We start from the raw sequence: 1,166 nt of genomic DNA, 5'->3' as shown, positions 1-1,166 counted from the left end.
GGCGGCTGCCGCGCCCGCGTGCAGCGCGGCGGTGCCCGCGATCAGCGGTGTGGGCTGCCAGCGGCGCGCATCGCCGGGCTGTCGGTGCGGAACGGACGACGGTGCATTCATGCGCGGCTTCCTTGATGACGGTTGCCGGCCGCGGCCGCGCGCGGCGCGAGGATCGCCGCGAACGCGAGCGCGAGCATCGCGCCCGGGCCCACGGTCAGCCCGAAGGTCTCGAGCAGCGGCACGCGCGACAGCGCCAGCAGCCCGAAGCCGGCGACCGTCGCGAGGTTCGCGATCAGCAGCGATACGAGCGTGCGGGGCGTGACGGGCTGCGCGTCGTCGCGCTTGCAGAAGAACAGCGCGTAGTTCGAGCCGACCGCGACGATCAGCAGCATCCCGACGAGGTGCAGGATCGTCAGCGGCACGCCGGCGAGCGCGAAGCCGGCCGTCACGACCAGCACGGCCGCGACGAGCGGGGCGAGCGCGCGCACGACACGGCGCGGCGAGCGCAGTGCGATCAGCAGCAGCACGGCGATCGCGGCGAAACCCGCGAGCGACAGCCGGATGTCCTCGTGCACGTAGCTCACGTACAGGCGATCGGCTTCGGCCTTCATGTCGACGAACAGCGCATCGGGCACGCCCGCGCGCGCGACGGCCGCGCGGATCGGTGTCGCATCGAGACTCGATGCCGGTTGCGCGGTGCGGGCGGCGTCCGGCGCACGCAGCGGCAGCATCGCGCTCCAGCGGCCGTCGCGTTCGGTCAGCAGCGCATCGACGGCGAGCGCCATCGACGTGCCGCGCAGGTCCGCGCGCTTCAGCAGCCGCGCGTGGCGCGCGGCTTCGACGTCGGCGATGAATGGTGTGAACAGGCCGGGCCTGACCGCGATCGGCTGGTTCGCGACGGCGTCGCGCATCCGCGCGGCGAGCACATCGGCATCCGGCAGGCTCGCGAGGCGCGCGCGCTGCGCGGCGTCGCTCGGCAGGAAGCGCGCGGGGGTTTCGAAACCCGCGAGCGCGCCCCGGTCGACGAGCGGCTGCAACTGCGCGGCGACCCGTTCCGCGCGTTCGAGCGCGGCCTGTTCGGTCGGCGCGGCAATCACGACGAGGTAGCGCACGTCGGGCGCGCCGACATCGGCGCGCAGCCGTGCGTCGAGCGCCTGCGCTTGCGCGGGCACGGG

Annotated in this window: 2 pseudogenes; both read right to left on the bottom strand. The window is 74.4% G+C overall.

The window, feature by feature from the left end:
• A pseudogene (locus tag DPV74_RS42035) lies at positions 1 to 111 on the bottom strand (polysaccharide deacetylase family protein); the annotation flags it as partial.
• Positions 108 to 1,166, bottom strand: a pseudogene (locus DPV74_RS41390) (hypothetical protein); the annotation flags it as partial. The pseudogenes DPV74_RS42035 and DPV74_RS41390, both read right to left, overlap by 4 nt.

The sequence above is a fragment of the Burkholderia sp. HAN2018 genome (assembly GCF_024704855.1).
GTDB classification, from domain to species: domain Bacteria; phylum Pseudomonadota; class Gammaproteobacteria; order Burkholderiales; family Burkholderiaceae; genus Burkholderia; species Burkholderia cepacia.
This window is presented reverse-complemented; position numbering and strand designations above follow the sequence as displayed.